This is a genomic window from Leuconostoc fallax KCTC 3537 (genome assembly GCF_000165675.1).
GTDB lineage: Bacteria > Bacillota > Bacilli > Lactobacillales > Lactobacillaceae > Leuconostoc_B > Leuconostoc_B fallax.
Window position 1 is genome coordinate 41,867 of the sequence record NZ_AEIZ01000026.1, and the last position, 26,562, is coordinate 68,428.

Sequence of the window (26,562 nt, forward strand, 5' to 3'; positions counted from 1 at the left end):
ACTGTGTTCATGATGATAATATCAGAGATTTTATGGCTGGCCAAAAAAGATACAATCAGAAATCCCAATCAAGTGTTAAGTACTTCTCAAGTAAAATGGTTACTATTTTCAATATCTGTTTTATTTGTACTGGTTATTTTTTCACAACTCCATGGAAATGGGTAAATCCAATATTAACGGTGGTTAACACTATATGGATTCCACTTATCTGGAAAAAAACAAAAGTAATGAAACTTTAACAAGTGGTAGCAAAACACTTACTATTAAATCTCGCAAATATAAAAAACCACTTCACTACAAATAAATACCCATACAGTCGCATACATAACACTCATACGCCTACCACTCAAAATATAATTGGAGATCAAACATGAAAAATATTTTATTAACTTCTTATTTTGCGGGTACCATTCGGCAATTTAAGCAATTCATGGCTAACCAAAGCACTGAAATTACAAATATCCTATTCATTGATACTGCTAGTAAGGTTGAAGAATATACAGGATATATAGATGAAGCGTATAAAGCCTTATTGAATTTAAACTATACTATTGACACATTAGATATTTCAAATTCTGACAAAATCAAATCAAAAAATCAAATACAAAACGCGGATACGATTTTTATTGCAGGTGGTAATACTTTCTACCTCCTAGACAAACTAAAGTCTCAAAAGCTAGACAAATTACTTATCGATAAAATAAACACTGGTACGCCTTACATTGGTGAGTCAGCCGGTGCAATTATACTATCACCAGATATTACTTATATCCAAGAACTGGACGATGCTAGTTTTGCGCCTAATTTGAATACATATACTGGGCTTGGCATAACTGATTTCAGCATTTTACCACACTATCTTGATAAACCTTTTGAAAATGAAACTAGCACTATATTTAACAAATACCATGACAAACTAGACCTCATCACCTTAAATAATCAAGAAACCATATCGATTTCAAACGATCAGTTAATACTGAATTAGCTTATCAGTTGCAACACATAGATAAATATTTTTAGTTGTATATTTAATAAAAGAAATAAAAAAGCACTCACAGAGTGCATACATATATACCAAACGTTCAGACTTACATTTTTATGAGTTACGCATTTCCAACTATCTCAAAGAGTTTTGATTTAGATTGCGTTTTTATTAAGATTATCTATTTTGCTTATATTTGTCTAACATTAAATACAATACCGCTAACGTCGTGACCAAAGAAATAAAGAAATTAATATTAGCATCTATTTTGACCGTAATCCATACCACGAACACGCATATGTATAGTAAATAATCCCACCAGGCTAGTTTAATATTACTGTATTTATAGCGTTTAAAGACTAAGAAACAACCACCTGTCACCAACATGACGATAACTAGCCAATAAATAATATTCAATATCATATGTATGTTCCCCTCACACTATTAGTAATTCTTATGCATTCACTGATTGCTATATTAAGCAATATGTTCTTGCCAGAAACAGCTAATAATTTTTAACATTTATAGATTATTTCATTCAATCCAAAAATATCACAAAAAGCCAAGTAAATATTGTAATATCAAGGTTTAAAAAAGCCACGCTATCAGTTTTTGATAGAGTGGCTAAATATGCACTGAGGGGGAGTTTATCCAGCCTTAATATACCAACGTTTCAGGCGTTTTGTACCTACTTTAGTACCTATCCTATAATACCAGAAAGTATTGATCCCGCCTCATCACTGGCTCTCTTGGTAATATCACTATAAACATTTAACGTTATAGATGCATCAGCATGACCTAAATATGTTTGGACTTGTTTAACTGTAGCACCTCTATCCAAAGCCAATGTTGCCCAAGTATGTCGTAACTTGTGCATGGATAAGCCCACTGCTACGTTATATTTATTGCTGACATCATGCAACCACTTATTCGGTCGTAAAATCTGTAATGTGTGCCCTTCATGATTAAATACATAATCATTAATCTCTTTATAGGCAGTATATTCATACCATTCAGACAATACGGCCAACATCTTATTATCTATTTTTAGTGTTCGCCTACTTGTTCTTGATTTAGGTTCTTTAACATACGTACCGCCATTTAGTCCTCTACCTAAAGCTTGGACCACACTAATATAGCCGTTATCAAAATCAACAGACTGCCATTGTAGTGCTAATAACTCTTCGGTACGCATACCAGTGAACGCGCCCAATCGTAATAACGTGTAAGCTTGTTTATTAATCAATCGATATTGACTATCTAAAACATCAATAAATCTTTTAAACTCATCAATATCCATAAATTGCTTGGGCTTATCAAGCCTTCGCCTCTCCTTTGGCAAATCAATTTTGGTAAAAGGATCAACAGCAATCATGTCCATCTTTAACGCCAAACTTAATAGTCGTCTAAAGGAGTTAATCACTACTCTATAACGTAATAGCTTACTTTGTAATGTGTTAACATATAGTTGTAATTGTATTGGCTTAATATCTGAAACCAGTACATCCCCCCAATCGGGTAATATATGCAATGCAAAGAGATTCATTGTCTTTCTTAAGGTACTCTCTTCTACCGTCCGTTGGTAGGCATCTATCCATATATCATACAGCGCTTTAACCGTTAATACGGTTGGGCGTTCTTTTTTATTATATTTACTTTCACCATTATAAAATAAGACACTCTCGTTATTAAACCATTGTTGCGCACGACGCTTATTAGCAAAACCACGCTTTTTAACTCGGACCTTCTGGTCATCATTCATTAAATAGCCGTTTACTTCCCAAACCTTTCCTTTGGGTGTATTCACTTGTTGTAACTTCATCAATCCTATCCCTCTATCTTCAAGCGAGTAGGCTATGTACAGGGATAAATAAAAAAGCATGGGCTTTTACAAGTTCACACGCTTCATTATTCCACACTGTTACGATCTACTCACCGGTCTTAAGTAATTTTTAAACTCTATTAGCCATAATAATGCTTAATAGCTTCATCTATTTCTTGACTATCATATCTAACGCCATGGTCCGTAGGATAAGCTTTTACCCTACCTGTCTTAACGTAATAATTGATGAAGGTATTATCCGCCACACCAGCATATTTATGTGCTTGAGACCGTTTTAGCCATCTTGGCCATAACTGGGGATGTTCTGTGCTTGATGTCATATTTTTCCTTTCCAAATTTCTTGTATGAGTTGGTTAACATACCTATCTACACCCATTTTATTGATGGCTTTAATTGCCCACGCTAACTCTAATCTACTTTTATGAACGAGATACATTGTTACAGACTGTGATACATAAACATCAAATCGCTTATAGTACTTATTAGCATTAACATTAGCTGTCCGTTTACTAGCCATAGGGTGGGTTTCAAGATAAGCTCTTGTTTTATTGCCATGTGTTGTATATTCCACAATAAATCTCATTGCTTTATGTGTAATAAGTTTGCGTTTAATTAATTCACTTGTAACCAGTTCATGAACATAAACATAAAACATGCTACTTTCTCGCTCTGCATACGTTTTTTCTCGTGGTTTTAAATGAGCCATGTATTGGTAAATATCCATAACACTTCCTTACTAGTAAAAGCAATGTTCCAATTTTAATGTTTATCTGTTAATTATTGCTATTACTTCAATCCTCGCAACTCCATATCAACCTCGAGCTTAATCTGTTCACTACGTGACTTACTAGCTTCTTGCTGATATGTTGCCATAATCTCTTGTAATTGTTCTGTCGTTGGTTGTATTTTTACAAAATCATTCTGTTTGAAACGTTCAAAATCATAACCTAAGGCATTGAGCATCAACTCTAGCATGTTTGTCTTATGCTTCAACATCTCATATTGATAATCTTGAATAACATTTAGATTGCTTTGTTTAAGATTACGCTCTACCAAATACTTAGCATGTCTATGCTGTTCAATAATATAGCCAATTAATGCTAAGAATATGGTCACAATTATTATTTTCATTGCATGACCTCACTTTCATACTTTGCTTTTACTTCCTCAAATACTTGGTCTGCTTCATCTATTTTTTCTTGTTAGCGTCATGCTCTTTTAAAATAGATTCTTTTTCCATACTATTAATAACTCGTTGACTATTATCTCCGTTGATTATTCTTTCAACGTCATAACCCTGCATTCGCAACAACATTTCTGCTGTATTTGCTTGAAACTTTGCATGTAGCTTGGCATTCTCGTTTAATTTCGAATAGTAACTCATAAACCTGGCTGACTGTCTCATTTTTCCAAATTGATATTGCTGTCTTAGAATAATGGCTACCAATACTACAAATATAAAGCCTATTAAATAGTTCATTTCATCCCCTTTTCGGTTGTTTTCTCCTGATTTTGTTATCCGTACCAAAAATATACCCCATGATGTGCCTCTTTTTTTCGAGTTATGTCGCCTGTAACCCTTGATATGACTGACTTTTATTTTTTGTGTCGAATGTGCCAACTTTTTTCATACTACGCACTATATATACGTTTATTTATTTTTTAATGAAAAGTATAGGAACAAATGGAACATTGGGACAAACCCTTACATATCAAGGGTTACAGCGTTTCACTTTTGGAGTTATCTAGGTACGTTTCTGGTTCGTGTTTTTTGCATATTTTGCTTAGTCACTAAAATATTTATTCAAATTTAAACCATCCCAACTCCAAACTGGATTATCTGTTTCAGTGGCTGATTGATGTTTTCTTGTCTTAACCTTGGTGTAACCTAATTGCTCCATTTTTACATTAAACTGTTTACGTTGTATTTTTGAGTTTATGCCATTCTCTGATAACCATAACTCGAACAATTCCCACGTTTGCACCACGGTAGCACCGCCACCAAAGTCAATCTCGGTGTCTTGTACGGCGTCTTTCAAAAACATAGTTACTAAGTCTTGGCGTTCTAACCATTCACGTGTTGCTGTCTCAATCTCATCACTGGTTGAAAACTTACCCCGTTGTTTTGCTTGCTGATAGGCTGTTAACACACTATACGCAAACGCACCAACTTCCTTAACGGCTTGTTTTTCATCCCACAATAACGCTCGTTTGGCTTGTTCCTGTGGTCGTTCTCTAGCTCTGGGCGCTGTCACTGGTACAATCTTGATACGTTGTGATAATGCTACGTTGACCGCTATATTAGGTGTCTGGTTTGCGCCAAACAGTAACAAAGCGTAGAATTTCAAACTCAATGCGTCTGCGTTCTTGGCTTCAACATCTATCTTGTCGCCACCGGACAAGCTCCTTAAGGTATCTGGTACTTCAATGCGTGTGTCTGGCAAGTCCAAATGAATATTACTCAACTTCTCAAATAATCCAATCAGTCCAAATCTTGCACTCTTGCCGTTACTGCCTGCGATTGTGTCCATATCCTTTGCGACAATATTTTTAGTTCCTAACAACGGGAACACAATACTATCAAAAAAGTAACTTTTACCCGTGCCACCCATTTCATCCACAATGATTGCAATGGTATTAAAAGTCTTATACTCGGGGATAAAGGCATATCCTAACAACTCTTTGATAAACTGCCACGAGTTACCAAACAAGTAACTGCCCCACTCTTCAATATTATTTGCTTGTCCGTCCTTGTTGATGTCAATATCATGCCCGTTAACCAAATAATGTGATTGCTGATTAGGTGTGATATTCCCTGTCTCAATCTCATAAGTCCCATTTTTAAACGCTATGATATCAGTGCGCTGGTCTTCAAACGGGTTGTGTTCACTAATCGTTTGAATAAGCGTTGTTTTGCTCACATCTTGCATGCGCTTCACATTGTAAGCGTGGTATTGTTTCAACTTTTCCAATGCTTCACGTTCAATATAAGCCCTTGCTGATTTCTCTGTTAGGTTTTCCCATGATATGCCATTGTATTTGTAATATCTAATGCTACCGTTAAAAGGAACGCCTAGAACTGGACTATCTTTGATGATTGCTTCACTCAATTTTAAGGTGTCAATGCCTTTAACATCCCCGTTGTCGTTCACGTGTAGCCAATCAGGTACGTTCTGACTTGTTGGCAATGCTGTTGTATCAATCTCTGCCATATTCACTCATCCTTGCTCGCTTTTTCTCCTCACGTCTTCTAGCGCTCATATACACGGTATTTAATTCATGGTCAGGTAATGGTTCGTTACTCCGTTCATTAACTGTTTGCATAATGTCGTAAATGTATTGTGGTGTCACATCAATGGCAAACAGATAACCTGCTAAACTCATGGCTTGATTGTTTCGCTCTCCTGTATCAAAACCGTTTATCGTCATTTCCCACCTGTCTGCAAGGCTGTATTTTGCTTTGTAAGTATTATTAGGTCTATCAGTACCCAAATCATTTACTAAGTCATAAACCCACTGTGGTACTGGCTTAATTTTGTCAAAAGCAGTGATTTGTCGATATTGCCCCTCATCAATCATGGACGGTGCCACTGTAACACCAGTCTCTGATAAAACATCCACACCCTTAATAGCATTGATCACATGCTTAGGCTTAATTTGTCCGTTGGGGATGAGATAAAAGGCATGTAACCCGCCTGTAGGTGTCCGCTTTATGTAAGTATCTTGTATCGTATCCGGCTCAATGTGATGTGTTTTAAACCATGCCAAGATACTAGCCATACCGTTATGTTCATGCTTATCAATATCCACAACAACTAGATTACTCTTTGATAAATCTATCCCAACATTGCCATTTTGATAGTCTGAGTGGCGTTTGATCCAGTCTTTTAACTCAACCCACTTGTTAAAGCTATTATGAAAGCCACCCGCAATGCCGTTGTGTTTCTGATTAGGTAATGCCATGAAGACATACGCACCAGCTTGTTGATACTGCTTGATATGTTCCCATTTATTCATCGCTGTGCCTTTTCTAGTAACACCACTGCTTTATTCAAGTATTTATCCAACATTGTGATAGCAACTTCTGATTTGCTAATCTCGCCTCCTAGGTAATCGGATTTAACCAAATCGCGATTGATTGCATGCTGATTATCATTAATTCGACTTAAATAATCAGTCATACCTTGTGCATATTCTAGTAATACTTGCGCATCATCATTAATATCTTGAAAAGCTGTTTGATTTGCTGCTGCCTTTTCGGCATTCAATGTCTCAACTAAATCTGCTAACGTTCCTTTGGCCATAATTATTAAACCCTCGCAAATCTTTCTTCATGTTTTAGCAAGGCATTAATAATAGCCTGCTGACTATTAACACTCTTTTGTAACGTGTTAACCGTTTCCCAAAATTCATTACTCGTCACAATGAGATACATCCCACCATGTGCTTGACGGTTACTCCCAATCAGATAACCCCGTTTACGTAAATCAGCTACAACATCACTGACACGCTTTTTATTGATATGCAAGAGATAGGCTAGTTTCTCTAATGTAATGGCTTGTGAGCGCCCTGCGGGCAAGGTATTGAGTATTTGGTTCTCAATATTTTTAAATTTTCGTCTTTCATGTTAAAATGTGTATAACAAAAGCTTTAAAAGGGCGTTTGTCGTTAGGTTCATCCACAACTTTGGTCGGTAGGGGATGTCCTTTTTATTGCCCTTTTTCATACTTTGCTATCTCCTTTCTAATGCCTCACTTGAAACAAATCACGTTCAATGGCGATTATGTCATAAATAACCGTGCGATTATGCTTATGTGGTGTAATGATACCCTGACGTTTCCAACTCTTAACTGTTCCTAAACTAACATCAAAGTGTTTGGCAACCTGTTCAGCTCTCTTCCATACATGTGCTGATTGTCCATCTAATTAGCTTTGAATTATTTTCAACTCTGACATCAAATCATCATTAGTAACTGACATGTTTTCCCCTTTCTAAATCGAACTGCTGATTACCACCGATCAATAATTAAACACGTCACTGCCTTGTCCAAATGTTCATAGGCTGACATGATTTCTTCCTTGGCCAAAACATGCCGACTAACTGCATCACTGTTTGCAATCATTGGTAATGTTTCAAATAGCTTTTGTAACGTCTGTATATACATACTCATGACTAATGTCCATCCTTCACATTTCCACCAATGGTTACCCCTAATACAAAGGCGCCACCAACCAGAAGCAACAATACTAGAATTTCACCGATAAATGCCATGATGTTCATTGTTCATCATCCCCTAATTGTGCTTGACGTTCTAAACCACCTTGTGTGTTCTCGTTATCTTCCAAACGGTCATAATATTTGAGTTGCATCTCTTCCAAATCTTTCAACATGTTAATGACGGTTGGAGTTGTGATGTGGTCCCCTGCTTTCAAACTGTCAACCAATGAGAGAGCCAACGTTTCTTGGATGTCTGCCAATGCGCTATTAGTATCCTTAATAATTTGTGCCTCTGTGAATAATGCATTTGATACTGTCATGTTTTTCTCCTTATACCCACCCTTGGGCTTCTTGAAATGCTTTAAATTCTTCAAAATATTTAATCTGTTCAATTAACTTCGGTGTAGTGTCTGCTGTATTAAATTTAGGATAACTATTTGTTGCTTGTTTGGATTTAGGAACGTATTTTCCTGTTCTCAAAATCTGCGGAATTACTTCACTAGTAATGAAACGTTGAAACTTCTTCGCTTTAGGTTTTTTGCTGTGTAAAATCAAAGCATTAAACCCACTCTCGTTGATGATAGTTGCTTCCTGTAAACCACCACCCACTGACCCGTTTGTAAGGGTGTCAATTTTTGTGACCCCCTTATCTAATTTTGAAACATGATTTTTTATTGCTTGCCGTGAGTTGCTGTATCCCATAGCTTTCGTAACATCTCTAGCAACTAACCATGTCTTGTTTTGCAATAAAACAGCTCTAACGGGTACATCGTCAAAATAATTGACTGTTTGAACAACTTCTTGCCGTTGCATATTACTACCTCCTATCTCGTTGCTTTTAACGTGGTTCACTCTTGCACGTATTTTTAAATATCAGCAAATAATTTCGTTTTAATAGCTTGATAATCATTGCCATCTTGAATAAATAAGGCAATTTGTTGCTTAGTACGCTCTAGCCTTTCACTTTCATCTGATGTCAATGCACTTTGTGGGTCATCTGTGTGACGTTGCTCTTTAATTTGCTTAGGTGTCACGCCCAAAGCATACTTATACGCCAATCTGTGGTAGTTACTATAAGCGTACTTACTCGCTGGATAATGTGCTTTGATCACATCCCCAAAACTAATGTTCACTACTTTGTTGACTTGTCGGTGTATCTTTCGTTCATCCAGCTCTGATTTAATCTGATAGAAACTCTTAACTAATAACTTCTTAAACTCTTTAACTTTTGGTGTGTTATCTAGCAATGTGATTAAAAATGTTGCTTGTTGTTCGTTCAAGTGATAAATCTTTTTAGGTCGTCCACCGTTACCTTGAGTAGGTTTTACCATTTCAAATGGTAAAACTCCAAAGTCCTCAATATCTGTTATGTTGTTTCTAATTGCTTCATAAACTGATTTGTATTTAATTCCTGTGTACTCTGCTATAACTTCATTTGTTGTGTATGGCTCGTCTTGTAAGCCTTTGTAATATACTAGTTCCATGTTTTAATGTCCTCATTTGCCTTTAAATAGCCTTTCTTGTCTGGTATGATGTGTGTATATGTAGATTATTTACACATTTATTTGTTGTTTTTTTCTTCATTCGATGTTTTAATCATATATTTTGCAGATTTTTTCTGCAACGAACTTTATTGTTTCTTAATCTAGTTTTATTTTTAGTTAAGTTCTTTAATTTTTCTTAATATTTAATCGAGGTATTTTTATGTCTGTTACTGCTGACCGTATAAAAAATTACGCAAACAAAAAAAGCTAACCCAACAAGGGCTAGCTGATAAAATTGAAGCATCTAGAGACACAATAACCAAATATGAAAATGCACGTAGCACCCCTACATTAGCCATGCTCTCACTGATTGCTGACGCTTTAGACACCACAGTAGAGTATTTACAAGGTAAGACAGACAACGCGCTTAAAACGTCTCATAATGGCTCTGATGATAGGGATGACAAAAAGTATGTCGATTTAAATGATGATGAGTTAATCATGTCTTTTGAGGGTAAAGAACTATCAGAGGACTATAAGCAAGCCATTATCGCAATGTTAAAAACTATGCGAGAGGGCAAAAAATAAATGTATGAATACCTCGACTACAGTTCACCACTTGAATACTTTGATGATGTTATTGTGAAATACAATGTTAAACGTTCAACTTATAATCAAATAAATGTCGTTGAAGTTCCTGGCCATGAATATGATCCTGATGTTGCATCCCCTTTTGACAATACAATCATCATTAACCCCAACTTTAAGACTAAGTTCTCACTGCCTTTTAGGAAGTTTCACGAGTTACAACACATTTTAAGTGGCGAACAACACAAAACATACGCGTTCTCACCTTTGGCCAAGAGTGACGCTGAAATAAATGCCAATGCCTATGCGCTAAAAATGCTTGCTGATTTCTACTTTGACGAAAGCACAGACAGATACAGCAAACTCTACGACTTCATGGCGTACTTTGGCATCCCTATGTCGCTTGAAAGTGCTGTGCGGAAGAATATATAAATGAAAGGTTGTTAATTATGTTTTCAGTTATTATAGACTTATTTCAATCAATAGTCGGGGCCTTTGCTAGTGGTAAAACCGTCGAGCAATATAAAAAGGATAAAGAGCAGGATAAAACGAAAAAATAGCTGTTTGTTTTAACAAGGGAACCTGCTCTGTGATACGCTTCCCTGTTCAAGCTATGGGCGGGGATGACATCCCCACTGACTGTTCAAACAAGCTAGGAGAGAAAACATGAAATTAACCAAGAAACATGTACTCATATTATTAGACATAGTCGCTGTACTATATCTAACTTTTGCATTGGTATTGCCACTGTTTAATATCGGTCATAGTTCAAATAGTCCGCTAATTGCATTGGCAACTATTTACCTAGCGATTTCAGCTATTTCATCAAAATAAAAAGCACTCAAAAAGTACGTAAATATTACGTGCAGAACCACGTTAAAAGCATTACGGGGATGTTGAACTATGAAAACACAACTTGTAAATGGTTACTGGTCAACTACAAGCTTCACTAACAGATTAAATACTGCTATAGCTGATCTAGAAGCAAACGGGCATGAAATTATCGAAGTGCAGTATAAAACACCCATATTTGCCTATTCCGCTATGATAATTTACAAATAATGCACTGCTTCAGTGCGTACATACGTGCCAGAACCACGTTAAAAGCAATAGGAGAGAAAAATGAGTTTAATAATCACTATTATTAGCCTTTTAGTTGCCGTAGAATTTCTATACATTATGTATTTAGAAACGTTTGCTACAACATCCCCAAAGACAGCCGACACGTTTAACATGTCAGAAACTGATTTACAAAGTAAAAAATACAAACTTTGTTAAAAAATCAAGGTGTTTACAATGGTTTGATCGCAGTAGGTATAATTTATACACTGTTCTTCACACACAACTACCACAACAGCTTACTTGCTATTATGATCTATATTATTCTAGTAGCTTTGTATGGTAGTTTCTCATCTGGAGATAAGTCTATATTTTTCAAGCAAGGCACGCTGGCTGTCATTGTCGCAATACTATTATTAATAGTCTAATTTTATAAGCACTCACAGAGTGCGTACATACGTGCCAAGCGTTCACGTTAAAAATAATGTTCGTAAATTGATTATAACTATTAAGATGTCATTATTTTCATAATCTTTCACAAATACAGTATTGATTATTTTTAAAAACACGTCTAGTATAATACCCAACCGTGTCAGCTAAGCCTAGTTCATTGATCTTGTGGTCAATGAAATGCTCAAATGAGTTGGCCTTTTTTGTAACCAAGGTTACACGTTGTAACAACGTTTGTAACGCCTACCACATCAAGTATAATAGACATATACAATCAATTAAGGTTGCAACCGGTCACAAAATTTGCTTAATGATTTAGACAGTATATGCGTACAGTTACAGACTATAAACAACTAAATATAAAAAATGTTGTCTCTAATATTCACAGTGTTAAGGATTGCGTTAGATTCAATGACCATAAAGTGAAACTCACGACAACATTCCCTAATTATGGTGGTGTGCGTTATTGGCTTGTATGCCCTGTATGTGGTAAACGTAAAGGCACATTATATGATGTGAAGTCAGTAATGGCTTGTCGTAACTGTGCCAAACTATATTACCCACTGCAAGAAAATATCGTACAACGTGATAGTGTTTCACAATTCTTGTATTATGATCGTCTATTGTCTAAAGCTCGCACCGAACTGAACCCTAAATTTGAATGGGCCTTCTCAAGTTATTTAAGGTATGAGCCTATAACGTTATCACTCCACAATAAACCAAAAGGTATGCACTGGAGCACTTATAACAATAAAATTGAACACATTGATAAATTAATTAATAAAGCTCTATTACTTAGTCGTGTAATAAATATTGGCAAACAAAAAAATGCTGATGAGATAAGTAAACAATATGATGCTATCCTTAGTGAACAACAAACATATATAAAATAAAAAACCACGCTCCAGTTTCAATCTAGGACGTGGTTTTATTGTGTCTATTTTAACGCTATGAACGCCGTTTTAAGCGTTGTTAGTTGTTAATGGTATAAATAACACCATTTTATATTTAAGACGCTTATTCAACGTTATTATCGACTAATCAACTGAAATCTTGCTCTTTTAATGCGTCGTCAAGTTCTGGGTATTCGAGTATAATCTGCTTTTTTATGGTTTGACTAATTCTTTTTATTGGCTTTTTCATCAAACAAGATTCATTCTTAATTGGTGTACCAAAATCTGAATTTCATCACGTGTCTTTCTAAACTGACTTTGAATAACCTCTTCTGACCCTGTGGCACCAGCCGGGTCAGTTAATGGCCAATGCAACCTTTTAACATTGGCTGGAGTGACAGGACATTTATCATTGGCGTCACCACACAATGTAATCACATAGTCACAACTAAATAAAAAATCATCATCAATTAAATCAGACGTTTGATTAGATATATCAATTCCCGCCTCTGCCATGACACTTACAGCTCTTTGGTTTAATCCATGTTGTTCAATACCTGCACTCTTAATTATCCAGTTCTTAGGCATAATGTCTTTCGCAAATCCCTCTGCCATTTGACTGCGGCAGGAGTTTCCTGTGCACAAAAAGTAAATTTTCATTAATCCATTCCTTTAAACTTATAAAATACTATCCTAAAACTAATTATACTTGATACTCAATTAATAAACCTATTTTTGGAGTTATCACTAAAAATCATAAAAAGTTAGACTAGAATAGCAAGTTCCTATTTCTTTTTTGTCATGTAAATCTAACTTATTTGCATCAAATCGTTATAATAACGGCCAATGTTTGTGCTACCCCTAAACGCCTATTTTTGTTTAAAAATGCCTTTATATCAGTGTTTTACCACGTCAATATAGACACTTAAAAAGTTTTAATTTCTGCATTGTTAAGACTTCAGGACGCCACCTTGTGACGCTCCCTTCAGATATATAGAGGGCCGTCTAATAAGATTAGGTTCTGGAAAATAAGGGTTTCATCATAATCGGGGCTACTATGGTTGAAATAATAATGGCAATAATAAATTCTCCAGAAATGTCCTCATTAATAATATTTGCTGCGATACCTATCTGCGTTATAATTAGTGCCATTTCCCCTCTTGATACCATTCCGGCAGCGATTGCATTAGCTACCCTATAATTCAATCCAGATAACCGAGCACCAATGAAGGAACCCGCAAATTTTGTTATCACAGCTAACACACTAAATAGAATGATGGGTATGACTTTATTACCCAAACCTTGGATACTAACTTCTAAACCAATGGCACCAAAAAACACAGGATAGAAGAACCAACGACCTAACTGACTTGATACTTTAGATAAAATATCAGAGGCTGGTATTTTTCTTAATAAAATACCCAATATAAAAGCAATCAACGGCAATATGCTAGTAATACCTAATGTTCCGCCACCAATAAATATAGAAAACAGTGTCACTGCAACCAATGCAATAATATCATCTAAAACTGCCGCTGATAGAATAATAGCACCCATTGGGGTCCCGAGTTTCTTCTGCTCAGCAAGTACTGATAATGTAATTGATATAGATGTAGCCGAGAACACAACACCAGCAAACAATGAACTAATTAGACTATAACCAGATAATGCAAATACAATAGGGAATGCCACCATGGGTAACACAACACCTAATATAGCTATTATCGTAGAAGCCTTGATATGTTTTCGCATCTCCTTAATGTCTGATTCCATTCCAGAATTTAACATTAAAATAAAAATACCCACTTCTGATATTAGATGAATTAAATTTGTCGGATGCACAATGTTTAATAGACCTGCGCCTAAAATAATTCCTGATAATAATTGGCCTACTACCTCTGACATGCCTAGTTTTATTGATATCTTTCCCAATATCAGTGTTACTACAACCAGTAATAAAATTAATCCGTATACCATATTATCTCCTTAATAAAAAAGCTTCAAAAATCAATTAGTTCCCCGACTAATTCATTCTTGAAGCTTACGCCCAACCGATTTCATATTACACCTAAAGTATACCATTCTGAATTATTGCAGGCAAATCATGTATAAATATAGAATCGTTCTGGCTGTTTAATAGCTTCAACACGTTGCTTTAAGTCCGCATTCAGTGCCAATATTTTATTTGTCGGTGCTACGATATTGTAAAAATCGCCAAACGGTATGCCATCCCTATATTTTTTATAATACATCTCCTGTATTTCAGGGCTCTGCTCACTAAGAAAATCATCAATTACTTGCTTGACCTCTTCTACAAATTGTTTAGCTTCCCTACTGTACTTATTGTACTGTGATCTCATATCAAATAAATGTATCAGGGCATCAATTCTACCATCAAAATAGCTCCGTAGTAGATGCGCATAAGTCCTTTTTTGAGCCAATATAATCACCTCTAAATTGATATTATCATTGCATCCATTCTATCATCTAACGTCATAGCTTGACGAGGTCTAAAATTGATAAAAATAAGCAAATAAAAAACGGCTTAAATGCCGTTACACTGCCTACTCGCTTATTTAATTTAGTACCTGGAAAAGTACCTTTTTGCTTGAAATACTATGAAATGCAATGCAACGTTATTTTTTAGAAAAGGCGCTGTATCAGCTTTTTGATATCTCTTGAAACGTCTTGAAATCATTAATGCACTGAGGGGGAGTCGAACCCTCGACCTGCCGGGTAGAAACCGGCTGCTCTATCCAGCTGAGCTACCAGTGCGTACGAACAATATTTTACCATATATACTAGGCCTTCGCCACATGTTTTTAGTCTATATAATTGGTATACTGTATATAGTAGTATAAATACCATTTCAATGGAGATTCTTATGAGAAAAGCATTAATTGCACTTGGTGTCCTGGTCGTTGGTTTATTTATTGCTTTTATAACACTATATCAGCAACCAACCTATGCTGGCGTTTCGATGCCAAAATCCGATTATCGGCAACTTAAAACATCTAAGCAAAATATTTCTCAATTGCTTGATGATTTAGACCATTTTGATTATACAAAACCGACAACAATGGCTGCTGTTGAAAAAACAGGTACTAAAATTATTAAGCACAACAGTAAAAATCTAAGTGCGTCTGATGCTAAAGCTATGCGCGAAACACTTTACGGTCGCAATGGTATTATTTCTATCACTAAGAACGCCCAAAAAGGCAAGTATAATATCGACGCTAGTGTTGCTTCTCGTTTCCATGATAAATTTGAAGTATTAATCGAATTATCAGTCAATGCAATTAATAAAAGTTCCGCACAACGACAACGGATTGTTGACAAATTAAATAGTGAATTAAACATTGAATCGTCTATCTATCACATCGGTATTCAAGACGAAAACGAAAATTAAAAAGCACTGGTGCTATAAGCCCAGTGCTTTTTAATTTAGATGTTGGCTTTGCTGCCGTAAATCACGTGCATTAGCTAATGCTGTTTCACTAATATCATCCCCAGATAACATCATGGCAATAGCTTCTACTCGACTCGCTTCATCTAATGGTTTAACACGCGTCAACGTTCGATCATGCGTTGTTTCTTTTGCAATTAAGAAATGGTGTGTCGCTGCGGCGGCAACCTGAGGTAAATGTGTAATTGCCAGAACCTGAGAATCAGTAGCAATTGTTAGCATTTTTTTGGCAATCGCTTGAGCCACACGACCAGAAACACCCGTATCTGCTTCATCGAAAACAATTGAAATAATATGTTGTTGCTTAGCAAACGTTGTTTTTAATGCTAACATCAGACGTGCTGCTTCACCACCAGAAGCAATCTTCACTAATGGTGCCATCCCCTCACCAATATTGGTTTGTACATAAAATTCAACTTTATCAGTTCCTGTAGACAAAAAGCCTTTAATTGTATCAAAATGTACCGCAAATTCCGCACCGCTCATCAATAAATCTGACAATTGCTGATTCACATTTTTCTCCAGCTGATGCGCTACATTCTGTCTTGCATCACGTAATTTTATAGCGTGTGACTTCAACGTTAGCCTTAATGATTCGCGACGCTCTTGTAAATGCTCAATGTCCAAAACACCATTATCCATATCCGATAGTTCACGCGTAATTTTATCTTGAAATACTAAAATATCTTGAATCGTTGCACCATATTTTCGTTCAAGCGAATGGATTAGCTGCAAACGATCATCTATTCTAATTAATTCATTTTCATCATAAGTCAACTCACTCAGTTGCTCATCAACATCACGCCCCACTTCTTGTGCCGTATAATAGGCTTCCGATACCGTCTCTGATAGCTGCGCAAATGCTTCATCGTAGGTCGCAATTTCTTGTAATTGTTGCATGGCATCTGCTAATAAATCAACCGCACCGTGTTGCTCAGTATTTAATGTGTACTCAACATTTTGTAAACGGTCCGCGATCTTTTTATAATTGCTGAGTTTACTACGCGCATCTAATAACTTATCTTCTTCATCTGGTTGTAGGTTTGCTGCAGCAAGCTCTTCCTTTTGAAATTTTAGCAAATCTAAACGTTGCGCAATATCTTGTTGAGAGGTTTGGACTTTATGAATTTGCTGTGTTACCGTGCGAAATTCTTCAAATACGCCTTGATATGTTTGCTTAATCTTTTGTAAATCATCACCACCAAAAGCATCAAGCAACACCAAATGCTCATCATTATTCAAGAGTTGCTGTGTATCGTTTTGACCTTGAATATCCACCAAATAATGGCCGACCATAGCTAAAGTCTTCAAATTCACAAGCAAGCCATTAATACGAATTGTACTACGCCCATTAATATTAACTTCGCGATAAATAATCAGCTCTTGTTCACTTGTATCAATACCATTATTATCCAATAAATGACGTAATAAGGGATTGTTTGGCACGCTAAAAACAGCTTGTAGAGTTGCCTTACGAGCACCATGACGAACCATATCAGAACTAGCGCGGCCACCAGTTAGCAATGTCAATGCATCAATAATAATGGATTTTCCAGCACCTGTTTCACCGGTTAAAACGCTCATTCCCTTATCAAACTGTAGATCAACTTTTTCAATTATAGCGAAATTTTCAATAACTAAATTTTCAAGCATATCACGTTATTTTTGATATATAATCTATATCATTTCCCTTAAACTATTTTTCTAACATTTTTTGAATCATACTAATAGCTTGTTGTGCGGTATACCCGTCTTTCAATAATACGAGAACAGAATCATCATCGCTTATCGTACCAAAAATTTCAGGTAATTGTACTTGTTCTAGCAATTTGCTAACCAAGGGGCCGTTTCCAGGCTGTACTTTCATGAGTAGCATTTGCTTTTGGGCACGAACACTCAAAAATGATTGTTGCAACGCTCTTTTAAGCCGTTGTAAATGCGGTCGATCATTTTTTTGCGGTAAATGATAATGAAAGCCACCCTTTGAATTGGGTACTTTAACCAAACCTAACTCATTAATATCACGAGACACAGTAGCTTGAGTGATTTGTTCGCCAAGTGAGATAAAATGAGCCACAATATCTTCTTGTCGTCCAATTTTTTAGCTTTAATTAAATCAAGTAGTGCTTTTTGGCGTACTTTTTTATTCATGAACCGGCTCCTGATTCAATTGATGATACGTTCTCTCTAAGAGCTGATCGATATTAATATCATCAGCTATTTGCGGATCATTATCACGTTGAATAACTGCCAAAAATTCAATATTCCCTTGCCCACCTTTTATGGGTGAATAAGTTAAATGACGAATACTAAAACCATGTTCAAGCATTAATTGCGTGACTTTTTCTAAGACTTCGCGATGAACCTTCGGGTCTTTGACAATACCATGTTTGCCAACTTTATCACGACCTGCTTCAAATTGTGGCTTAACCAAGGCAACGACATAGCCATCTTGTTTGATAATTTGTGCCAGAGGTGGCAAAATCAAGCCTAACGAAATAAACGATACATCAATCGTAGCAAATTCAGGCTGTCCAAACTTAAAATCTTCTAGCTTAGAATAGCGGAAATTGGTATTTTCCATAACTTTAACACGTTCATCATTGCGCAACTTCCATACCAATTGATTCGTACCAACATCCAAGGCATAAACACGTTGTGCGCCATTCTGTAAGGCAACATCTGTAAAACCACCTGTCGATGAACCGATATCTAATACTACTTTATTTGTCACTGAAAGCGCGTAATCTTGGATCGCTTTTTCTAATTTTAAACCGCCTCGTGAAACATATTTCAGTCGTTCCCCTTTAAGATGTAGCTCAGTTGTGACCGGAATTTTCTGTCCTGCCTTATCTAAGCGTTCTTCATTATGCCCTAAAATTTGGCCAGCCATAACCGCTCGTTTTGCTTGTTCACGTGACGTAAATAGGCCTTGTTGTACAAGTAATATATCAACACGCTCTTTTTCAATAGCCATGTTACATTAGTCTCCAATTAAATTTAAAAAGTCATTTAATAACGCAGGATCAAAAGTTGCAACATCAGTTTCGATCTGTTGCAATGCCTGCTGTGCGCGTTGCAAATAGTCATCACGTTGCGCACGTGATGCTTCAATGCCAATAATATGCGGTAAAGTACCAACTTCAGTATCAGAAGCTTGCGCTGTATCATCAATATCATCTTGAATCTGATAGGCAACGCCAAAACTATCACCAAATTGTCGTAAATGAGTTTGAACTGATCGCTGTTGTGCTAACATAGCCCCCGCCTCACTTGCATATGTGAGCAACGCTGCTGTTTTAGGGCGATGGACAGCGCTTAATAACCAATCAACACCAATATCAGCATTGTTATCATCCGTATTATTATGGTTACGCATGTCATTAACTTGCCCATAAACCATCCCATAACCACCCGCAAGCGCTGATAAGGCTTGTATTAAATCTAAACGTGTCTGCACATCTTCATTTGATCTAGAATCTGATAAAATTGCAAAAGCGCCAGTTAATAATGCATCGCCAACTAAAATACCATTAGCCTCACCAAACAAAGCATGCACGCTTGGCTTACCACGGCGCATTGTATCATTGTCCATTGCAGGCAAATCATCATGAACTAAGGAATAAGAATGTATCCATTCTACTGCCGAGGCTGCTTTTAAAATATCAGCCGTAATCGTACGACCAAAACTTTGCACTACAGCTAAAGTTAAGAGTGGTCGTAACCTTTTACCACCATTTAGAACAGCATACTTCATCATAGCGTTTAAATCTTCATCCAAAGTAGCCTGATTCAAGTCTTGTTCTAGCTGCTGATCAACTTTAGGTCGCCATTTATTTATAAATTTTTCTAATTCAGTCATTGGTTAGCTCTAAGTCTGTTAAATTACCGTCATCATCCATCACTTTTGCCAAAGTATCTTCAGCATCTTTTAAGGTTGCTTGTAAATCCTTAACAAGACCAATGCCGACTTGAAAATCTGACAGTGCACTTTCTAATGGGCGATCACCTTGCTCTAGTTGTGAAACAATTGTTTCAAGTTTTTCAAGTTTTTCTTCAAATGTTGGTGTTGCCATCTATTTCTTCCTTCTCAGTTAATTTGATTGTTGTTTTAGCATAACCATCCGCTAATCGTACCTGTACATCTTCACCGACATGCAGATCATCAATTGATTTTACAATTTTTTCTTGGTCACTCACAATAGCATAGCCTCTGGACAAGGTTTTTAGCGGACTAACCAAATCTAGCTTTGCACTTGCTAAATGTAATCTTTCTTGTGATGGTTTCAATAATTGTTGGCGCAATTGACGTTCACGATTAAGCATTGTGGTAACAGCCTGTTGTGCATAGGTTACACGTTGATTCATTGTACGAACGATTGCTTGTGATAAATTATCGACACGTTGATTATATCCAGTATATAAACGATCCGGTTGTTGAAAAATGACATGTTGCTTGATACGTTGGATACGTTGCTTTTTTCTGCTAGGTGTCGCCGCAAAATATTGATTTGGCGAATTTTTAGTTCATAAATACGCTCTTGAATTTGTTGCTTCGTTAATGGTGTTGCAATCTCTGCTGCTGCTGTGGGCGTTGCCGCACGACGATCTGCAACAAAATCAGCTAATGTCGTGTCCGTCTCATGTCCTACCGAACTAATAATTGGCAAATTAGCATTAGCAATTGTCCTCGCCAACGTCTCGTCATTAAAAGCCCATAAATCTTCAATTGATCCACCACCACGACCAACAATCAATGTGTCATATTCTGCCATAGCATCAATCTTCAAAATTTGTGCTGTGACATTTTCTGCCGCGCCAGCGCCTTGAACCTTTGCCGGAAACAATACAACCTGTGCGCTTGGGTAGCGGCGTTGTACGGTCCGAGCAATATCTTCAATAACTGCGCCAGTTGGAGAAGTTATGACTGCTATTTTTTGGGAAAACGCGGAATAGCTTGCTTGGGTAAATCAAACAAACCCTCTTGTTTCAACTTTTTCTTTAATTGTTCATAAGCCAAGAAAAGTTCGCCGACACCATCTGGCGACATTTGTTCCAAAATAATTGAATAGCTACCATTCGGCTCATATAGTTGAACACGACCAATAGCATTTATTTTCATGCCCTCTTCTGGTTTGAATTTTAGTCGCTTTTCGTACGAAAACATAGCAGCACTTATTACTGCATTACCGTTAGGGTCTTTAATTGAAAAATATAAATGTCGCCCTCGACGGCGACCCATGTTGGATATTTCACCCGTTACATACACTTGTGCTAAATAAGGATCAGCATCAAATTTTCTTTTCAAATAAGCGGTTAGTGCGCTTACTGATAAGTATTGGTTATTTGCCATTGTTCACCTCAAGTCTTCTCAACAATTATACCAATCGAAACTGTATATATACAAAAAAAATCGCATAATTGCGATTTATTCTTCAACTGGTGCAAAATGTTTCAAGACACCATTTACAAATTTTCGATCCTTTTCATCAGCAAATGTTTTGGCCAACTCAACCGCCTCATCAATAGCGACTTTATAAGGCACGGCTTCAACAGTAGTCAATTCATATATTGCCAAGCGCAAGATAACCAAATCAGCTTTATTAATTCGGTTAAGCGCCCATGTTGGTGCTAAATGCGATGAAATTTTTCGTCTAGTTCTGCTTTGGTTCCCAAAACGCCATTAACTAAACTTGGTAAATAATCATCAAAACTTTTACCATCTAATACTATTTCATACAGACTATCAATGCTATTATTCGTCGGATCTTTTTCTAACGCGAATAGAATTTGAAATGCTGCTTGTCTTGATGCGTGACGTGATAATTTCGCCATTAATCTTTTGACCCCATATCATCTTCCCCAAATAAATTATTTGGATCAATTGTACTAACACGCTTATCTGGGATAATACCACTAACGTGTACATTGACTTGAGTGACTGTTAAATCAGTCATTGACGCAATTTGTGATTTAATTGCACTTTGAATATTCAAAGCAACTTTAGGCACTGCCACACCATATTCTAAGAAGACATAAGCATCAATGATAAGTCCTTGTAGCGCTTGGTGCAATACAACACCCTTACCTCGAGCCGTAGCACCAAATAATCGTGTGAATTTATCAGATAACTTACCACGCATTGAATAAACACCGCTAACTTCTTGTGTCGCAATTTGTGCAATCACTTCAATCACTTCTGGTGTGATTTGTGTTGTACCTGTATCTTCTTCAGACTCTGCTAACAAAATATTACGCATGTCTTGCTTGCTGTGTTTTGTTTCTTTTGCCATTGATGTCCTCCTCGATTGGTGTGAAAATAAAAAGTTCCGCTAAGCGAAACTTTACGTTTAAAACAAACGTGATCGCCAACGTTGAATAAAATAACTAAATTGACCACATTTTAAGCATGTACTTAGGCGCGACCCTTATAAGTACCACCATCAGTAGTATTTACAATAATCTTTTCACCAGAATTAACAAAATCAGGAACTGTAATGACGGCACCAGTTTCTAATGTTGCAGGCTTTCCTGAACCAGTTGCTGTTGCACCCTTGATGCCAGGTTGTGTTTCAGTGATTTCCAAAATAACCGTTGATGGTAGTTCAATATCTAAAATTTCACCTTGATAAGTTGTTACCTTAACTTCAGCATTCTCAAGCAAGAACTTAAGTGCGTCCTTGATGTGATCATCAGGGATAGATACTTGATCATATGTTTCAGTATCCATGAATACACGTGAATCACCGTCAGCGTACAAATATTGCATTGGACGTGTCGTAATTTCAGCTTGTTCAAACTTATCACCAGGACGGAAAGTGACTTCGTTAACTGCACCAGTACGCAAGTTCTTCAACTTAGAACGGACGAACGCTGCGCCCTTACCAGGTTTAACGTGTTGGAACTCCAATACACGCCAAATTGAGTTGTTATACTCAATCGTCAAACCAGTCTTTAAATCGTTCATGCCAATTGCCATGATATCAATTCCTCTTTAAATTATAAATTAGTATTATTATACCAGAAAGTTGCCTATATATTTTAGACAAACAACGAATTATTTTAACATATATTTTGTGTTCATTCAATACTATCGGTCTTATTTTTAAGTTGCGGTTGCACAATCAAATGATCAAATTTACTTAACAAATCAAGTAATTGCCGTGATTCATTTCTACCAAAAATATTGACCCAACGGCTGAAACGCTCATTAACTGCTGACAAAATTTTTCGGTTAACGGCCCGACCACTATCTGTCACAACTAATATAACACGTCGTCGATCATCTTTATCAACCTCTTGTTTTAAATATTGTTGTTCCAACAACGGCTTGAGTTGGCGTGCAACAGCCCCCTTTGTCACATTGCGCTCAAGTGCAATACGTGTCATTGTCGTTGCTTCTTGGCTATTGACGACCTCATTTAAAATTAACCATTGTTCAAAAGAAACACCATATTGACTCGTTGGTTGTGAAATTAATTCTTCAATGTGTTTTAAAGCGGACATGTAAATGTCAATTGCACTAAACATTAAATCTTCATGTTCATTCATCATATTGGTTGTTATTTAGCCTCCTCTATATATTTGGCTAGTTATACATCATCAAACGACTTAAAATAGGTAAAAATATCTAATGGATGGTCAAAAATATGTAGATATTCCAATTCACTCTGCTGAACAAAACCACAATTAACACAATCAATAAGCCATCGCCACAACGAATCATAAAAGCCTTTTGTATTCAGTAATGCTAATGGCTTACTATGCAAGTCAATTTTAGCCCAACTAATGACCTGAGCTAATTCTTCCAAAGTGCCAAAGCCACCAGGTAATACAATAAATGCATCAGCAGCAGCTATCATCATTTGCTTGCGTTCATCAATTGAATCAACTTCAATAAATTGTGTGATTTCATCCGGATCAATGGCTTCTGCTGATAACGTTATGGGGCTAATACCGATCACTTCGCCCCCGGCTGCCATAACACTATGAGCAGCTACACCCATTAAACCTTCCTTACCACCACCATACACCATCCGAAGCTGATGTTGCGCAACTAATCGACTCATTTCAATTGTTTGTTGCTCGTAAATGGTATCATCACCGAAAGAAGAACCCATAAAAACTGCGACAGATTTAATTCGATTAAACTTGATCATTTATGCCGTACCCCATTCTAGCTTAATTTATCAAATACCCCGTCATTTGTCTAGTAGAATACCTTAATACCTCAATATATGCTACAATATTATAAGGTTTTCGGTTCCGACCGTTCGTGACAATTTAATTTTTGGAGGCATTATGATTTACAAAGTCTATTATCAAGAACACGCTGAGCGTAATCCAAAGCGTGAAACAACACATTCACTTTACCTTGAAGCAGAAAGTCTGCCACAAGCTCGTGAAATCGTAGAAACAAGCACAAAATATAATGTGGAGTATATCGAAGAGTTAACTGACAAGGGCGTGACTTACGAAAAGGCCAACCCTAACTTCGAAATCACAACATTCTAATGACATATTCTGTTGATATTAAACCTAATGAAGTCGCAGTATATGCGCTAGGCGGTTTAGGTGAAATCGGTAAAAATACTTACGGTATTGAGTATCAAGACGAAATAATCGTCGTGGATGCAGGCATTATGTTCCCAGAAGATGAACTTTTGGGTATTGATTATGTTATTCCAGACTACACATACTTAGTTGACAATATCGATCGCGTCAAAGCACTGGTTATCACTCACGGACATGAAGACCATATCGGTGCCATCGCCTATTTCTTACAAGCTGTTAACGTACCAGTATATGCTGGTCCACTGGCAATGGCCTTAATTAAAAATAAACTTGAAGAAAAACAAATGTTGAATCGTGTTGAATTACACGAAATTACGGATGGTTCTTTACTCGAATTTGACAAAGTCAGTGTTGAATTCTTCCGTACAACGCATTCTATTCCAGATGTTTTCGGTGTTGCAGTGCACACGCCTGTTGGCACAATTGTCGAAACAGGTGATTTCAAGTTCGACTTAACCCCTACTACTAAGCAGCCACCTAACCTTTGGTCAATGGCCAAAATTGGTGAAAATGGCGTCTTATTGATGATGAGTGATTCCACCAACGCTGAACGTCCAGAATGGACAAAATCAGAAGCCTGGGTCGCTAAATCAGTTAATCGCTTGTTTGATAAAATGCCGCACGGTAGAATTATATTCGCGACTTTTGCCTCGAATATGAACCGTGTTCGTATGGCAACTGATGCAGCTATTGCGCATGGTCGAAAAATCGCTGTGTTCGGCCGCTCTATGGAATCAGCCGTAACTAACGGTCGTGCTCTAGGTTATCTCAATATTCCTGATGATGCCATTGTTGAACAAAACGAAATTAAGAATATTCCTGATGATGAATTATTAATTTTGTCAACTGGTTCTCAAGGTGAGCCTATGGCAGCTTTAGCACGTATTGCTGAAGGTACACACAAGCAAATTAGACTAAAGCCTAAGGATAACGTTATTTTCTCAAGCTCTCCTATTCCTGGTAACACAGCATCTGTTAATGCTGTGATTAATAAACTAGAAGAAGGTGGCGCCAATGTTATTTACGGTAAAATGAATAACATTCACACTTCTGGTCATGGTGGCCAAGAAGAACAAAAGTTAATGTTAGCGTTAATGAAGCCTAAATACTTCATGCCAGTTCACGGTGAATATCGTATGCTACGTGTTCATGCTGGTTTGGCGCACGAATTAGATATGCCAGAAGATCATACCTTTATTTTAGAAAATGGTGATGTTCTAGCCTTAGACGGTGAAAGTACACGCATCGCTGGTCACTTCCCTGCTGAGGATACCTATATCGACGGATCAGGTATCGGTGACATTGGTAGCGTTGTCCTACACGATCGACAAAAACTATCTCAAGATGGTTTAGTTATTGCAACAGCAACCATTGATTTGACTAATAAAGAAATTCTTTCTGGGCCAGATATTTTGTCACGTGGTTTCATCTATATGCGTGAATCTGGTGAATTAATTAATGAAGGTCGCCGCGTCATCTTTACCACCATTCGTAAAGCAATGATGCGTAAAGATGCTACTGAATCTGATATTCGTCAAGCTGTTATTGACGATTTATCAAGATTTCTCTATAAAGAGACTGCTCGTAAACCCATGATTTTGCCAATGCTAATTATGGTATAAAAGAAAAATTCTGTTTCAACGTCTACTCGTTGGAACAGCATTTTTTATTAGCGCTTGAATCATTTAAGATAACTAAGCATTATTTTTTAATCATCTTATATATCTGCGGTCCCCAAATTAATAGCAAAACCACAACAAAAGCAACAAACACAATGACGGCATGGTCATCAATATAGCGCCCTTTTAAAAATAAAAATATAACCATGACTAGTGTTAAGAATATATTCAGTACAAAATCTTTCTTCTGCATATGATACCTTTCATCTTTTTAATTTATAATACGTTAGACTAGTTTAAATGTGATTATTTTAGTTCACCCACTCATTATAGTGCAAAAAATCGTAACTGGCTTAACCAACTACGATTCTGTATTAACATTATGA

Annotated in this window: 33 protein-coding genes, 1 tRNA gene and 5 pseudogenes; 9 read left to right on the forward strand and 30 right to left on the reverse strand. The window is 36.7% G+C overall.

Annotated features, from left to right (window positions below):
- The first annotated feature begins 370 nt into the window (after nucleotides 1–370).
- On the forward strand, nucleotides 371–985 hold the full coding sequence (locus LEUFL_RS0107445) for a Type 1 glutamine amidotransferase-like domain-containing protein (protein ID WP_010008530.1): 615 nt from the start codon (nucleotides 371–373) through the stop codon (nucleotides 983–985).
- A 174-nt stretch (nucleotides 986–1,159) separates the two neighbouring features.
- Here the strand turns inward: LEUFL_RS0107445 and LEUFL_RS0107450 are convergent, their stop codons facing one another.
- The 14 genes from LEUFL_RS0107450 to LEUFL_RS10460 form a co-directional block, all read right to left on the reverse strand.
- Nucleotides 1,160–1,405 (reverse strand): hypothetical protein, encoded by a 246-nt coding sequence (locus LEUFL_RS0107450; RefSeq protein WP_010008531.1) that lies wholly within the window; start codon nucleotides 1,403–1,405, stop codon nucleotides 1,160–1,162.
- 277 nt (nucleotides 1,406–1,682) lie between these two features.
- Complete coding sequence (locus tag LEUFL_RS0107455; protein WP_010008532.1) at nucleotides 1,683–2,804, reverse strand: tyrosine-type recombinase/integrase; 1,122 nt, start codon at nucleotides 2,802–2,804, stop codon at nucleotides 1,683–1,685.
- A 140-nt stretch (nucleotides 2,805–2,944) separates the two neighbouring features.
- Entirely contained in the window at nucleotides 2,945–3,145 is a 201-nt protein-coding gene (locus tag LEUFL_RS0107460; protein ID WP_010008533.1) for a hypothetical protein, read from the reverse strand.
- Complete coding sequence (locus LEUFL_RS0107465; RefSeq protein ID WP_010008534.1) at nucleotides 3,142–3,549, reverse strand: hypothetical protein; 408 nt, start codon at nucleotides 3,547–3,549, stop codon at nucleotides 3,142–3,144. The genes LEUFL_RS0107460 and LEUFL_RS0107465 overlap by 4 nt, the downstream gene beginning before the upstream one ends.
- 62 nt (nucleotides 3,550–3,611) lie before the next feature.
- Nucleotides 3,612–3,956 (reverse strand): hypothetical protein, encoded by a 345-nt coding sequence (locus tag LEUFL_RS0107470; RefSeq protein WP_010008535.1) that lies wholly within the window; start codon nucleotides 3,954–3,956, stop codon nucleotides 3,612–3,614.
- Between the two features lie 58 nt (nucleotides 3,957–4,014).
- Complete coding sequence (locus LEUFL_RS0107475; RefSeq protein ID WP_141557426.1) at nucleotides 4,015–4,446, reverse strand: hypothetical protein; 432 nt, start codon at nucleotides 4,444–4,446, stop codon at nucleotides 4,015–4,017.
- Between the two features lie 163 nt (nucleotides 4,447–4,609).
- A complete protein-coding gene (locus tag LEUFL_RS0107480; protein WP_010008537.1) occupies nucleotides 4,610–6,037 on the reverse strand; it encodes a DUF5906 domain-containing protein in 1,428 nt (475 codons plus the stop codon).
- Nucleotides 6,024–6,842, reverse strand: a complete 819-nt coding sequence (locus LEUFL_RS0107485; RefSeq protein WP_010008538.1) for a bifunctional DNA primase/polymerase — start codon at nucleotides 6,840–6,842, stop codon at nucleotides 6,024–6,026. The genes LEUFL_RS0107480 and LEUFL_RS0107485 overlap by 14 nt, the downstream gene beginning before the upstream one ends.
- Nucleotides 6,839–7,129 (reverse strand): hypothetical protein, encoded by a 291-nt coding sequence (locus LEUFL_RS0107490; RefSeq protein WP_010008539.1) that lies wholly within the window; start codon nucleotides 7,127–7,129, stop codon nucleotides 6,839–6,841. Before LEUFL_RS0107490 ends, LEUFL_RS0107485 begins: the two co-directional genes overlap by 4 nt.
- Before the next feature lie 5 nt (nucleotides 7,130–7,134).
- On the reverse strand, nucleotides 7,135–7,353 hold the full coding sequence (locus LEUFL_RS0107495) for a hypothetical protein (RefSeq protein ID WP_237697931.1): 219 nt from the start codon (nucleotides 7,351–7,353) through the stop codon (nucleotides 7,135–7,137).
- A gap of 481 nt (nucleotides 7,354–7,834) precedes the next feature.
- Complete coding sequence (locus LEUFL_RS0107500) at nucleotides 7,835–7,996, reverse strand: hypothetical protein (RefSeq protein WP_010008541.1); 162 nt, start codon at nucleotides 7,994–7,996, stop codon at nucleotides 7,835–7,837.
- Between the two features lie 106 nt (nucleotides 7,997–8,102).
- On the reverse strand, nucleotides 8,103–8,363 hold the full coding sequence (locus tag LEUFL_RS0107510; protein WP_010008543.1) for a hypothetical protein: 261 nt from the start codon (nucleotides 8,361–8,363) through the stop codon (nucleotides 8,103–8,105).
- A gap of 10 nt (nucleotides 8,364–8,373) precedes the next feature.
- The gene (locus LEUFL_RS10455; protein WP_010008544.1) at nucleotides 8,374–8,856 is read right to left on the reverse strand and encodes a BRO-N domain-containing protein; all 483 of its coding nucleotides are present in this window, start codon (nucleotides 8,854–8,856) and stop codon (nucleotides 8,374–8,376) included.
- Nucleotides 8,857–8,909: 53 nt separating this feature from the next.
- On the reverse strand, nucleotides 8,910–9,527 hold the full coding sequence (locus LEUFL_RS10460; RefSeq protein ID WP_010008545.1) for a Rha family transcriptional regulator: 618 nt from the start codon (nucleotides 9,525–9,527) through the stop codon (nucleotides 8,910–8,912).
- A 220-nt stretch (nucleotides 9,528–9,747) separates the two neighbouring features.
- On the opposite strand from LEUFL_RS10460, the pseudogene LEUFL_RS12070 reads away from it, so the two are divergent.
- The 5 genes and pseudogenes from LEUFL_RS12070 to LEUFL_RS0107555 all read left to right on the forward strand — a co-directional run bounded on the left by LEUFL_RS12070 (nucleotide 9,748) and on the right by LEUFL_RS0107555 (nucleotide 12,517).
- Nucleotides 9,748–10,115 (forward strand): annotated as a pseudogene (locus tag LEUFL_RS12070) (helix-turn-helix domain-containing protein).
- On the forward strand, nucleotides 10,116–10,547 hold the full coding sequence (locus tag LEUFL_RS0107530) for an ImmA/IrrE family metallo-endopeptidase (protein ID WP_010008547.1): 432 nt from the start codon (nucleotides 10,116–10,118) through the stop codon (nucleotides 10,545–10,547). It abuts the pseudogene before it with no gap.
- 234 nt (nucleotides 10,548–10,781) lie between these two features.
- Complete coding sequence (locus LEUFL_RS12950; RefSeq protein ID WP_010008549.1) at nucleotides 10,782–10,949, forward strand: hypothetical protein; 168 nt, start codon at nucleotides 10,782–10,784, stop codon at nucleotides 10,947–10,949.
- A gap of 288 nt (nucleotides 10,950–11,237) precedes the next feature.
- Nucleotides 11,238–11,602: pseudogene (locus LEUFL_RS12075) on the forward strand (DUF1304 domain-containing protein).
- A 348-nt stretch (nucleotides 11,603–11,950) separates the two neighbouring features.
- Complete coding sequence (locus LEUFL_RS0107555; protein ID WP_010008552.1) at nucleotides 11,951–12,517, forward strand: hypothetical protein; 567 nt, start codon at nucleotides 11,951–11,953, stop codon at nucleotides 12,515–12,517.
- Between the two features lie 249 nt (nucleotides 12,518–12,766).
- Here LEUFL_RS0107555 and arsC read toward each other — a convergent pair whose 3' ends face one another.
- The 4 genes from arsC to LEUFL_RS0107580 form a co-directional block, all read right to left on the reverse strand.
- The gene (arsC, locus tag LEUFL_RS0107565) at nucleotides 12,767–13,177 is read right to left on the reverse strand and encodes an arsenate reductase (thioredoxin) (RefSeq protein ID WP_029508719.1); all 411 of its coding nucleotides are present in this window, start codon (nucleotides 13,175–13,177) and stop codon (nucleotides 12,767–12,769) included.
- Between the two features lie 354 nt (nucleotides 13,178–13,531).
- Nucleotides 13,532–14,494 (reverse strand): cation:proton antiporter, encoded by a 963-nt coding sequence (locus LEUFL_RS0107570; protein ID WP_010008555.1) that lies wholly within the window; start codon nucleotides 14,492–14,494, stop codon nucleotides 13,532–13,534.
- Between the two features lie 125 nt (nucleotides 14,495–14,619).
- On the reverse strand, nucleotides 14,620–14,958 hold the full coding sequence (locus LEUFL_RS0107575; protein WP_010008556.1) for a hypothetical protein: 339 nt from the start codon (nucleotides 14,956–14,958) through the stop codon (nucleotides 14,620–14,622).
- 260 nt (nucleotides 14,959–15,218) lie between these two features.
- A tRNA-Arg gene (locus LEUFL_RS0107580) sits at nucleotides 15,219–15,292 on the reverse strand.
- A 109-nt stretch (nucleotides 15,293–15,401) separates the two neighbouring features.
- On the opposite strand from LEUFL_RS0107580, the gene LEUFL_RS0107585 reads away from it, so the two are divergent.
- Complete coding sequence (locus LEUFL_RS0107585) at nucleotides 15,402–15,926, forward strand: hypothetical protein (RefSeq protein ID WP_010008557.1); 525 nt, start codon at nucleotides 15,402–15,404, stop codon at nucleotides 15,924–15,926.
- A gap of 30 nt (nucleotides 15,927–15,956) precedes the next feature.
- Here LEUFL_RS0107585 and recN read toward each other — a convergent pair whose 3' ends face one another.
- The 11 genes and pseudogenes from recN to LEUFL_RS0107650 all read right to left on the reverse strand — a co-directional run bounded on the left by recN (nucleotide 15,957) and on the right by LEUFL_RS0107650 (nucleotide 24,142).
- Nucleotides 15,957–17,636, reverse strand: a complete 1,680-nt coding sequence (gene recN / locus LEUFL_RS0107590; RefSeq protein WP_010008559.1) for a DNA repair protein RecN — start codon at nucleotides 17,634–17,636, stop codon at nucleotides 15,957–15,959.
- 43 nt (nucleotides 17,637–17,679) lie between these two features.
- Nucleotides 17,680–18,134: pseudogene (locus LEUFL_RS12080) on the reverse strand (arginine repressor).
- The gene (locus LEUFL_RS0107600) at nucleotides 18,127–18,960 is read right to left on the reverse strand and encodes a TlyA family RNA methyltransferase (RefSeq protein WP_010008564.1); all 834 of its coding nucleotides are present in this window, start codon (nucleotides 18,958–18,960) and stop codon (nucleotides 18,127–18,129) included. The pseudogene LEUFL_RS12080 and the gene LEUFL_RS0107600 overlap by 8 nt, the downstream one beginning before the upstream one ends.
- 6 nt (nucleotides 18,961–18,966) lie before the next feature.
- Nucleotides 18,967–19,845 carry a polyprenyl synthetase family protein gene (locus LEUFL_RS0107605; RefSeq protein WP_010008565.1) on the reverse strand — a complete coding sequence of 293 codons (879 nt, stop codon included), beginning with the start codon at nucleotides 19,843–19,845 and terminating at the stop codon, nucleotides 18,967–18,969.
- Nucleotides 19,838–20,059: an exodeoxyribonuclease VII small subunit gene (locus tag LEUFL_RS0107610; protein WP_010008566.1), complete on the reverse strand. Its 222-nt coding sequence runs from the start codon at nucleotides 20,057–20,059 to the stop codon at nucleotides 19,838–19,840. The genes LEUFL_RS0107605 and LEUFL_RS0107610 overlap by 8 nt, the downstream gene beginning before the upstream one ends.
- A pseudogene (gene xseA, locus LEUFL_RS12085) lies at nucleotides 20,040–21,336 on the reverse strand (exodeoxyribonuclease VII large subunit). Before xseA ends, LEUFL_RS0107610 begins: the two are co-directional and overlap by 20 nt.
- 75 nt (nucleotides 21,337–21,411) lie before the next feature.
- Nucleotides 21,412–21,818 (reverse strand): annotated as a pseudogene (gene nusB / locus LEUFL_RS12090) (transcription antitermination factor NusB).
- Nucleotides 21,818–22,276, reverse strand: a complete 459-nt coding sequence (locus LEUFL_RS0107635; protein WP_010008567.1) for an Asp23/Gls24 family envelope stress response protein — start codon at nucleotides 22,274–22,276, stop codon at nucleotides 21,818–21,820. The pseudogene nusB and the gene LEUFL_RS0107635 overlap by 1 nt, the downstream one beginning before the upstream one ends.
- 122 nt (nucleotides 22,277–22,398) lie before the next feature.
- Nucleotides 22,399–22,962 (reverse strand): elongation factor P, encoded by a 564-nt coding sequence (gene efp, locus LEUFL_RS0107640; RefSeq protein ID WP_010008568.1) that lies wholly within the window; start codon nucleotides 22,960–22,962, stop codon nucleotides 22,399–22,401.
- 101 nt (nucleotides 22,963–23,063) lie between these two features.
- The gene (locus LEUFL_RS0107645; protein WP_033192958.1) at nucleotides 23,064–23,537 is read right to left on the reverse strand and encodes a MarR family winged helix-turn-helix transcriptional regulator; all 474 of its coding nucleotides are present in this window, start codon (nucleotides 23,535–23,537) and stop codon (nucleotides 23,064–23,066) included.
- A 38-nt stretch (nucleotides 23,538–23,575) separates the two neighbouring features.
- Nucleotides 23,576–24,142, reverse strand: a complete 567-nt coding sequence (locus LEUFL_RS0107650) for an LOG family protein (RefSeq protein ID WP_010008570.1) — start codon at nucleotides 24,140–24,142, stop codon at nucleotides 23,576–23,578.
- Between the two features lie 142 nt (nucleotides 24,143–24,284).
- Here LEUFL_RS0107650 and LEUFL_RS0107655 point away from each other — a divergent pair, with 142 nt between their 5' ends.
- Both LEUFL_RS0107655 and rnjA read left to right on the forward strand, forming a co-directional pair.
- Nucleotides 24,285–24,497, forward strand: a complete 213-nt coding sequence (locus LEUFL_RS0107655) for a DNA-directed RNA polymerase subunit epsilon (RefSeq protein ID WP_010008571.1) — start codon at nucleotides 24,285–24,287, stop codon at nucleotides 24,495–24,497.
- Nucleotides 24,497–26,179 carry a ribonuclease J1 gene (gene rnjA / locus LEUFL_RS0107660; protein ID WP_010008572.1) on the forward strand — a complete coding sequence of 561 codons (1,683 nt, stop codon included), beginning with the start codon at nucleotides 24,497–24,499 and terminating at the stop codon, nucleotides 26,177–26,179. Before LEUFL_RS0107655 ends, rnjA begins: the two co-directional genes overlap by 1 nt.
- 79 nt (nucleotides 26,180–26,258) lie before the next feature.
- On the opposite strand, the gene LEUFL_RS12875 is transcribed toward rnjA, so the two are convergent.
- Entirely contained in the window at nucleotides 26,259–26,429 is a 171-nt protein-coding gene (locus LEUFL_RS12875; RefSeq protein ID WP_010008574.1) for a hypothetical protein, read from the reverse strand.
- Nucleotides 26,430–26,562: the final 133 nt, after the last annotated feature.

Excerpts from the sequence above, each read along its gene's own strand:
- LEUFL_RS0107455 (WP_010008532.1), bottom strand. The coding sequence starts at position 2,804 with ATGAAGTTACAACAAGTGAATACACCCAAAGGAAAGGTTTGGGAAGTA.
- LEUFL_RS10460 (WP_010008545.1), bottom strand. The coding sequence starts at position 9,527 with ATGGAACTAGTATATTACAAAGGCTTACAAGACGAGCCATACACAACA.
- recN (WP_010008559.1), bottom strand. The coding sequence starts at position 17,636 with ATGCTTGAAAATTTAGTTATTGAAAATTTCGCTATAATTGAAAAAGTT.
- LEUFL_RS0107600 (WP_010008564.1), bottom strand. The coding sequence starts at position 18,960 with ATGGCTATTGAAAAAGAGCGTGTTGATATATTACTTGTACAACAAGGC.
- LEUFL_RS0107650 (WP_010008570.1), bottom strand. The coding sequence starts at position 24,142 with ATGATCAAGTTTAATCGAATTAAATCTGTCGCAGTTTTTATGGGTTCT.
- rnjA (WP_010008572.1), top strand. The coding sequence starts at position 24,497 with ATGACATATTCTGTTGATATTAAACCTAATGAAGTCGCAGTATATGCG.
- LEUFL_RS0107605 (WP_010008565.1), bottom strand. The coding sequence starts at position 19,845 with ATGACTGAATTAGAAAAATTTATAAATAAATGGCGACCTAAAGTTGAT.
- LEUFL_RS0107555 (WP_010008552.1), top strand. The coding sequence starts at position 11,951 with ATGCGTACAGTTACAGACTATAAACAACTAAATATAAAAAATGTTGTC.
- LEUFL_RS0107465 (WP_010008534.1), bottom strand. The coding sequence starts at position 3,549 with ATGGATATTTACCAATACATGGCTCATTTAAAACCACGAGAAAAAACG.
- LEUFL_RS0107490 (WP_010008539.1), bottom strand. The coding sequence starts at position 7,129 with ATGGCCAAAGGAACGTTAGCAGATTTAGTTGAGACATTGAATGCCGAA.
- LEUFL_RS12875 (WP_010008574.1), bottom strand. The coding sequence starts at position 26,429 with ATGCAGAAGAAAGATTTTGTACTGAATATATTCTTAACACTAGTCATG.
- LEUFL_RS0107585 (WP_010008557.1), top strand. The coding sequence starts at position 15,402 with ATGAGAAAAGCATTAATTGCACTTGGTGTCCTGGTCGTTGGTTTATTT.
- LEUFL_RS0107655 (WP_010008571.1), top strand. The coding sequence starts at position 24,285 with ATGATTTACAAAGTCTATTATCAAGAACACGCTGAGCGTAATCCAAAG.
- LEUFL_RS0107470 (WP_010008535.1), bottom strand. The coding sequence starts at position 3,956 with ATGAAAATAATAATTGTGACCATATTCTTAGCATTAATTGGCTATATT.
- LEUFL_RS0107570 (WP_010008555.1), bottom strand. The coding sequence starts at position 14,494 with ATGGTATACGGATTAATTTTATTACTGGTTGTAGTAACACTGATATTG.
- LEUFL_RS0107635 (WP_010008567.1), bottom strand. The coding sequence starts at position 22,276 with ATGGCAAAAGAAACAAAACACAGCAAGCAAGACATGCGTAATATTTTG.
- LEUFL_RS0107530 (WP_010008547.1), top strand. The coding sequence starts at position 10,116 with ATGTATGAATACCTCGACTACAGTTCACCACTTGAATACTTTGATGAT.
- LEUFL_RS10455 (WP_010008544.1), bottom strand. The coding sequence starts at position 8,856 with ATGCAACGGCAAGAAGTTGTTCAAACAGTCAATTATTTTGACGATGTA.
- LEUFL_RS0107645 (WP_033192958.1), bottom strand. The coding sequence starts at position 23,537 with ATGATGAATGAACATGAAGATTTAATGTTTAGTGCAATTGACATTTAC.
- LEUFL_RS0107610 (WP_010008566.1), bottom strand. The coding sequence starts at position 20,059 with ATGGCAACACCAACATTTGAAGAAAAACTTGAAAAACTTGAAACAATT.
- LEUFL_RS0107480 (WP_010008537.1), bottom strand. The coding sequence starts at position 6,037 with ATGGCAGAGATTGATACAACAGCATTGCCAACAAGTCAGAACGTACCT.
- efp (WP_010008568.1), bottom strand. The coding sequence starts at position 22,962 with ATGGCAATTGGCATGAACGATTTAAAGACTGGTTTGACGATTGAGTAT.
- LEUFL_RS0107460 (WP_010008533.1), bottom strand. The coding sequence starts at position 3,145 with ATGACATCAAGCACAGAACATCCCCAGTTATGGCCAAGATGGCTAAAA.
- LEUFL_RS0107500 (WP_010008541.1), bottom strand. The coding sequence starts at position 7,996 with ATGAGTATGTATATACAGACGTTACAAAAGCTATTTGAAACATTACCA.
- LEUFL_RS0107510 (WP_010008543.1), bottom strand. The coding sequence starts at position 8,363 with ATGACAGTATCAAATGCATTATTCACAGAGGCACAAATTATTAAGGAT.
- LEUFL_RS0107445 (WP_010008530.1), top strand. The coding sequence starts at position 371 with ATGAAAAATATTTTATTAACTTCTTATTTTGCGGGTACCATTCGGCAA.
- LEUFL_RS0107450 (WP_010008531.1), bottom strand. The coding sequence starts at position 1,405 with ATGATATTGAATATTATTTATTGGCTAGTTATCGTCATGTTGGTGACA.
- LEUFL_RS0107485 (WP_010008538.1), bottom strand. The coding sequence starts at position 6,842 with ATGAATAAATGGGAACATATCAAGCAGTATCAACAAGCTGGTGCGTAT.
- LEUFL_RS12950 (WP_010008549.1), top strand. The coding sequence starts at position 10,782 with ATGAAATTAACCAAGAAACATGTACTCATATTATTAGACATAGTCGCT.
- arsC (WP_029508719.1), bottom strand. The coding sequence starts at position 13,177 with ATGAAAATTTACTTTTTGTGCACAGGAAACTCCTGCCGCAGTCAAATG.